The sequence below is a fragment of the Dietzia sp. CQ4 genome (genome assembly GCF_014145125.1).
In the GTDB taxonomy this organism is placed as follows: domain Bacteria; phylum Actinomycetota; class Actinomycetes; order Mycobacteriales; family Mycobacteriaceae; genus Dietzia; species Dietzia natronolimnaea.
Genome location: NZ_JAALDZ010000088.1, coordinates 1 through 6227, shown reverse-complemented (window position 1 = coordinate 6227; position 6227 = coordinate 1). Strand labels below are relative to the sequence as shown.

5 protein-coding genes and 1 pseudogene are annotated in these 6227 nt (G+C 71.5%); all 6 read right to left on the bottom strand.

Annotated features, from left to right (window positions below):
* Positions 1-438, bottom strand: a pseudogene (locus tag G6031_RS05950) (4'-phosphopantetheinyl transferase); the annotation flags it as partial.
* Positions 435-1361 carry a metallophosphoesterase gene (locus G6031_RS05945; protein ID WP_182652747.1) on the bottom strand — a complete coding sequence of 309 codons (927 nt, stop codon included), beginning with the start codon at positions 1359-1361 and terminating at the stop codon, positions 435-437. The gene G6031_RS05945 and the pseudogene G6031_RS05950, both read right to left, overlap by 4 nt.
* Positions 1358-2752: an MATE family efflux transporter gene (locus G6031_RS05940; RefSeq protein ID WP_347238448.1), complete on the bottom strand. Its 1395-nt coding sequence runs from the start codon at positions 2750-2752 to the stop codon at positions 1358-1360. The genes G6031_RS05945 and G6031_RS05940 overlap by 4 nt, the downstream gene beginning before the upstream one ends.
* Positions 2736-3704: a DHH family phosphoesterase gene (locus G6031_RS05935; RefSeq protein ID WP_182652746.1), complete on the bottom strand. Its 969-nt coding sequence runs from the start codon at positions 3702-3704 to the stop codon at positions 2736-2738. Before G6031_RS05935 ends, G6031_RS05940 begins: the two co-directional genes overlap by 17 nt.
* Positions 3701-4162, bottom strand: a complete 462-nt coding sequence (rbfA, locus tag G6031_RS05930; RefSeq protein ID WP_182639529.1) for a 30S ribosome-binding factor RbfA — start codon at positions 4160-4162, stop codon at positions 3701-3703. Before rbfA ends, G6031_RS05935 begins: the two co-directional genes overlap by 4 nt.
* Before the next feature lie 114 nt (positions 4163-4276).
* Positions 4277-6227: translation initiation factor IF-2 (gene infB, locus G6031_RS05925; protein ID WP_182652745.1), on the bottom strand; the 1951-nt coding region annotated here is incomplete at its 5' end.

Below are 6227 nucleotides of genomic sequence, written 5' to 3'. Positions count from 1 at the left end.
CCAGTGGACCGCCCCCTCCTCCCCGCGGGCCGCGCGCACCCACGCCGCCTCCTCGGGCAACGAGACCGCCTCGAGCACCCCCTCCGACAGCGGCCCGTGTGGTTCGACGTCGAGTCCGAGCGACCGGACCCGCTCGGCCGACGCCACCGCCGCCGCCCGCAGACCGCCGGTGTGGGTGAGCGTGCCCACCACCCCCGGGGGCCACACCGGCATCCCCCTGCCACCCCGGGTGATCGGCCCGGGGGGCACGCCCAGGCGGTTCATCGCCTCGCGCGCACAGGCCCGCGCCGCGGCGAACTCGATCCGGCGGCTCTCCACCGCCCTGCCGATCTGCTCGACCTCGACGGGGTACATGGCGGCCAGCGCCGCCGAATCGGTCATGCCGAGTTCGTCGAACGCCACGGCCACCACGTCGTCCGGCAGTACGTCCCTGATCACCGTTCCTCCTCCAGGTCGGGTCCGTCCTCACCGGGCCGGGCGATCCTCGGCAACCCGTCCCGGTCCCGGATCCACCTCACCTGGGGGTGGTCGGGGACGGGGAGGATCTGACGGGCGAGTGGGTCGGGTCGGCCGCGGGCCGCCCACTCGCGCGGGTACCCCAGCGAGACCTCCTCGAACCGGACCGAGTCATGGACGGTGGTGCGCGGGATGTGCAGGTGCCCGTAGACGCTCGCCGTGGCCCGGTAGCGGCGGTGCCAGTCCGCTGTCTGGTCGGTGCCGCACCACAGTGCGAAATCGGGATGCCGCAGGACCTCGGTGGGCGCGCGCAGCAGGGGCCAGTGGTTCACCAACACGGTGGGGTGCGCCGGGTCCAGGGCCGCCAGTCTGGTGGTCGTGGCCACCAGCCGGGCGGCACACCAGGCGGCGGCGTCCGGGTACGGGGCGGGATCGATGAGGAACTCGTCGGACGCCACCACCCGTCGCTCCCTCGCCCCCGCGAGTGCCGATGCCCGGGACTGGCCGGGTGAGCGGGTCCACGAGTAGTCGTAGAGCAGGAACATCGGCACGACCCACGCCGGGCCTCCCGGACCGGTCCACAGCGGGTAGGGGTCCTCGGGGGTGTCCACCCCGATCGAGCGGCAGGCGTCCACCAGGCGGTCGTACTTGGTGGTGGAGGTGATCCCGTCGTCGTCGGAGGCGATCCACAACTCGTGGTTCCCCGGTACCCAGATCACCCGCTCGAACCGGTCGGCCAGGCGTTCCAGCGCGCCGACCACGTGGTCGGTCTTCTCCGCCACGTCTCCGGCCACGATCAGCCAGTCCCCCGGATGTGCGGGCCGGATGTCGTCGATGACGTGCGCGTTGCCCCGGTGGCCGACGTGCAGGTCGGACACCGCGCGCAGACCCGGTCGGCCCGTCACGCCGGAGCCCCCTCGGAGGCCCGACGGGCCGGGGTCTCCGCGCCCAGGACCATCCAGCGGTCGCCGCGGACGCGAGCGACGACGGCGACGAGCCGCATCGCCACGAACACGCCCATCCCCCACCAGATACCGGCGAGTCCCCACCCGAAGTGCCTCGTCGCCAGGAGTACCGGGAGGAAGCCGAAGAGGGCCGCGACCACCGTGCTGGTGCGGAGGTAGGCGGCGTCCCCCGCGCCGAGGAGGACCCCGTCGAGCCCGAACACCAGGGCGGCCGGGACCACCACGATCGCCATCCCGGTCAACGCCACGACGAGTCGGCCCGCGACCTCGGTGTCACCGGACAGGAGGGTCGACATCGGCGAGCGGAAGAGCACCGTGACCACCGCGAGCCCGACACCCAGGCCCACGGACCACACCACCACCGCACGGGCCAGGGCTCGGCCGTGGGCGGCCAGCCCGGCTCCCAACGCGGCACCGACGAGCGACTGCGCCGCGATCGCGACCGAGTCGAGGACGAGGGTGTACAGAGCCCACAGCTGCTGGGCCAGGTGGTGCGCGGCGAGCGAGTCGACCCCCGCCGCCGCGGCGGCCGTGGTGGCCACCGCGAAGGTGACCTGGAAGGACGCGGTGCGGATGACCAGGTCCACCCCGAGACGGAGCTGGTCCGCGATCACGGTCCACCGCGGACGAAAGGAGCCGCGGTGCTCCATCACCAAGGCGCCGAGGAACCCACCGGCCATGATCAACTGGCCCGCCAGGTTGGACCAGGCGCTCCCCACCAACCCCAGTGCGGGCGCGGGCCCGAGACCGGGCACCAGCACGACACACCCGACGGTGGAGACACCGATCCCCGCGGCCACCAGGACCAGAGGCGTCCTGAACCGCTGCACCCCCCGCATCCACCCGTGTCCGGCGGACGCGACCAGGATGCACGGGATACCCCACACCGCCACCCTCAGCCAGTCCGCGGCGCCCGCCGCCACCTCGGCGTCCGCGGCCAGGACGCGCGTGAGGGGCCCCAGCGACGCGTGCACGCCCGCCACCACGACCACCCCGACCGACAGCGCGATCCAGGTCGCCTGCACCCCCTCCGCCACCGCCTCGGGACGTCGCCCGGCTCCGTGCAGTCGCGCCGCCCGGGCGGTCGTGCCGTATGCGAGGAAGTTCATCTGGGTCCCGAGCACCAACAGGACGAGCGCGCCGACCCCGAGCGCCGCGAGATCCTCCGGGCCCTGCCGGCCCACGACGATCCCGTCGACGAGCAGGTAGATCGGTTCGGCCGCGAGCACCGGCAGGACGGGCAGCGCGATCGACCACAGACGGCGCCCGATCTCACCCACTCCGACGTCCGGAGCGGTGGACCGGCGCCCCGGGTCAGGCGAGGAGCTCACTGAGCCTCGCCGTGACGAGTCCGGGGTCGCCGCTCACGGTGCACCCGGCCGCCGCCGGGTGTCCACCGCCGCCGAGCGTCGAGGCCACGGCCGAGACGTCCACGCCGTCGCCACCGCGGGAGCGGAGCGACACCGCGCACTCGCCCTGCCTGATCTCCTTGACGAGGACCGCCACCTCCGCCTCCCGGACCCCCTGCAGGTGGGACACGAGCGACTCGAGGTCGGCCTCGTCGACCGACGCGACGACGTCGTGCGGGACCGTCAACCACACCGCGCCCCGCCCCCCTGCCGCCTCGGCGTCCAGGCGGGCGGTCCCCAGGAGATCCCCCAGCACACGGAGCCAGGAGAACGGGTGGGCGTCGAGGAGCGCGAAACCGAGTTCCCGGGACTCCGCTCCGGCCGCCAGCAGTCGGCGGGCCGTGTCGTGCGAACCCGCCCCACCCCACCGGAAGGACCCGGTGTCGGTGACGAGCCCCGCGTAGAGGCTGGTGGCGAGGTCCGGGTCGACCGGGTAGCGACCGGCCTCGAGAACGTCGAGTACCAGGGTCGCGGTGGAGGCCGCCTCGGGATCCAACAGCAGGTGCGTCCCGAATCCCGGGTTGGAACGGTGATGGTCCACGACGAGGACCTCGGTAGCCGAGCGGGCCAACCGTCCCCAGTCGCCCACCCGGTCCGGGCTGGCGCAGTCCAGCGTCACCACCAGGCCGTCGTGCTCCGGCACCTCGGCGATCGGCACCACGTGTTCCGTACCCGGGATAACCCGGAGCGCCTCCGGCACCGTGCCCGGGTCGAACGACTGGTGGACGACGACGCCGACCGCCCGCAGTGCACGGGCCAGGCCCGCGGAACTCCCGAGGGCATCGGCGTCGGGGCGGACGTGGCACAGCACGGTCACCTCACGGTGCCGCGCGAGGACCTCGGCCGCGCCGCCCGCGTCCACCAGGGTGGTCACCGGTCGTCGTCCTCCGGTAGACCCACCTCGTCGTCCCTGCGGTAGGGGTCCTCGTCCCCCGCGGGCCGCGCACCCTCCGCCACCCGGCGGACCTCCTCGTCCTGGGCGCGGGCCTTGGCGAGCAACTCCTCCATCTGGCGCGCGGCATCCGGTACGGAATCCAGCCTGAAGGTCAGCTCGGGAGTGAACTTGACCCCCGTCTGCTTACCCACCATCGTGCGCAGCCGGCCCCGAGCGTTCGCCAGGGCCTCACCCGCGTCGGCGATGTCGGGTTCCTCGTCGAGCGTCCTCCCCCGGACCGTGTAGTAGAGGGTGGCCACCCTCAGATCCGCCGTGATGCGCGAATCGGTGATGGTGATGAACTCGAGACGCGGATCCTTGATCTCGTGCTCGATCGCCGTCGCGACGATCTCCCCGATCCGTTTGCCGAGCCGTCCGGCCCGTCCCTTTCCGGCCATGGCGATCCTCCTTGACGTGATGCGGCCGCCGGGCGGCCGCTCGATACCCAGAATGCCGTGGGGGCAGGCCCGCAGACCACGGAACCTGCCCCCACGGGGTTGTCGCCGTCGACGTCAGTCGCGCGGCTTCTCGACGAGCTCGTAGGTCTCGATCACGTCGCCGATCTTGATGTCGGAGTACGTCACCGTCAGACCACACTCGAAGCCCTCGCGGACCTCGGTCGCGTCGTCCTTCTCGCGGCGCAGCGAGGAGACGGTCATCTCCTCGACGACGACCTTGCCGTCGCGGATGAGACGGGCCTTGGCGTTGCGTCGGATGATCCCGTCGAGGACCATGCAACCCGCGATGTTGCCGAGCTTGGAGGAGCGGAACAGCTGGCGGATCTCCGCCTGACCGAGCTTCTTCTCCTCGTAGATCGGCTTGAGCATGCCCTTGAGCGCACTCTCGATCTCGTCGATCGCCTGGTAGATGATCGAGTAGTACCGGATGTCCACGCCCTCGCGGTTGGCCAGCTCTGTCGACTTGCCCTCCGCGCGGACGTTGAACCCGATGATCACAGCGTCGGATGCGGCCGCCAGGTTGACGTTGGTCTCGGTGACCGCACCGACACCGCGGTCGATGACACGCAACTGCACCTCGTCGTCGATCTCGATACCCATGAGGGCCTCTTCGAGGGCCTCGACCGTGCCGGAGTTGTCGCCCTTGATGATGAGGTTGAGCTGGCTCGTCTCCTTGAGATGCGAATCCAGATCCTCGAGGCTGATCCGCCGGCGGGACCGAGCGGCGAGCGCGTTGCGCTTGCGCGCGTTTCGCTTGTCCGCGATCTGCCGTGCGGTGCGGTCCTCCTCGACCACCATCAGGGTGTCGCCTGCGCCACAGACGCTGGTCAGGCCGATCACCTGGACCGGACGGGACGGGGTCGCCTCCACGACGTCCTCCCCGTGCTCGTCCACCATGCGACGAACCCGCCCGTACGCGTCGCCGGCCACGATCGAGTCGCCGACCCGCAGCGTTCCGCGCTGGATGAGCACCGTGGCGACCGGACCGCGTCCGCGGTCGAGGTGCGCCTCGATGGCCACGCCCTGCGCGTCCATGTCCGGGTTGGCCCGCAGGTCCAGCGACGCGTCCGCGGTGAGGACGACCGCCTCGAGGAGCGACTCGATGTTGAGCCCCTGCTTCGCGGAGATGTCGACGAACATGGTGTCGCCGCCGTACTCCTCCGGGACGAGCCCGTACTCGGTCATCTGGCCACGGATCTTGTCGGGCTGAGCGCCCTCCTTGTCGATCTTGTTGACCGCCACGACGATCGGCACGTCGGCCGCCTGCGCGTGGTTGATCGCCTCGACCGTCTGCGGCATCACGCCGTCGTCCGCCGCGACCACGATGATCGCGATGTCCGTCGACTTGGCGCCGCGGGCACGCATGGCGGTGAACGCCTCGTGACCCGGGGTGTCGATGAAGGTGATCGTCCGGTCGATATCGTCGACCGGCACGGTGACCTGGTAGGCACCGATGTGCTGGGTGATGCCGCCGGCCTCGCCCTCGCCGACCTTCGCGGACCGGATGCTGTCGAGCAACCGGGTCTTGCCGTGGTCGACGTGACCCATGACGGTGACGACAGCGGGACGGATCTCGAGATCGTCCTCCCCGCCCTCGTCCTCGCCGAACGACAGGTCGAACGAGTCGAGCAGTTCGCGGTCCTCGTCCTCGGGACTGACGACCTGGACCTTGAAGCCCATCTCCTCGCCGAGGAGCTGAAGGGTCTCCGGGGTGACGGACTGCGTGGCCGTCACCATCTCACCGAGGTTGAACAGCGCCTGGACCAGCTGCGACGGGTTGACGTCGATCTTGTCCGCGAAGTCGCTCAGCGAGGCACCCTGTGCCAGCCGCAGGACCTGCCCACGACCGTCGGGGAGCCGGACGCCGCCGACCTCGGGGGCCCGCATCGAGTCGTATTCCTGACGCTTCTGCCGCTTGGACTTGCGGCCCCTGCGGGGCGCGCCTCCGGGGCGGCCGAACGCACCGGCCGCGCCGCTGCGGCCACGATTGCCTCCGCCGCCGCCC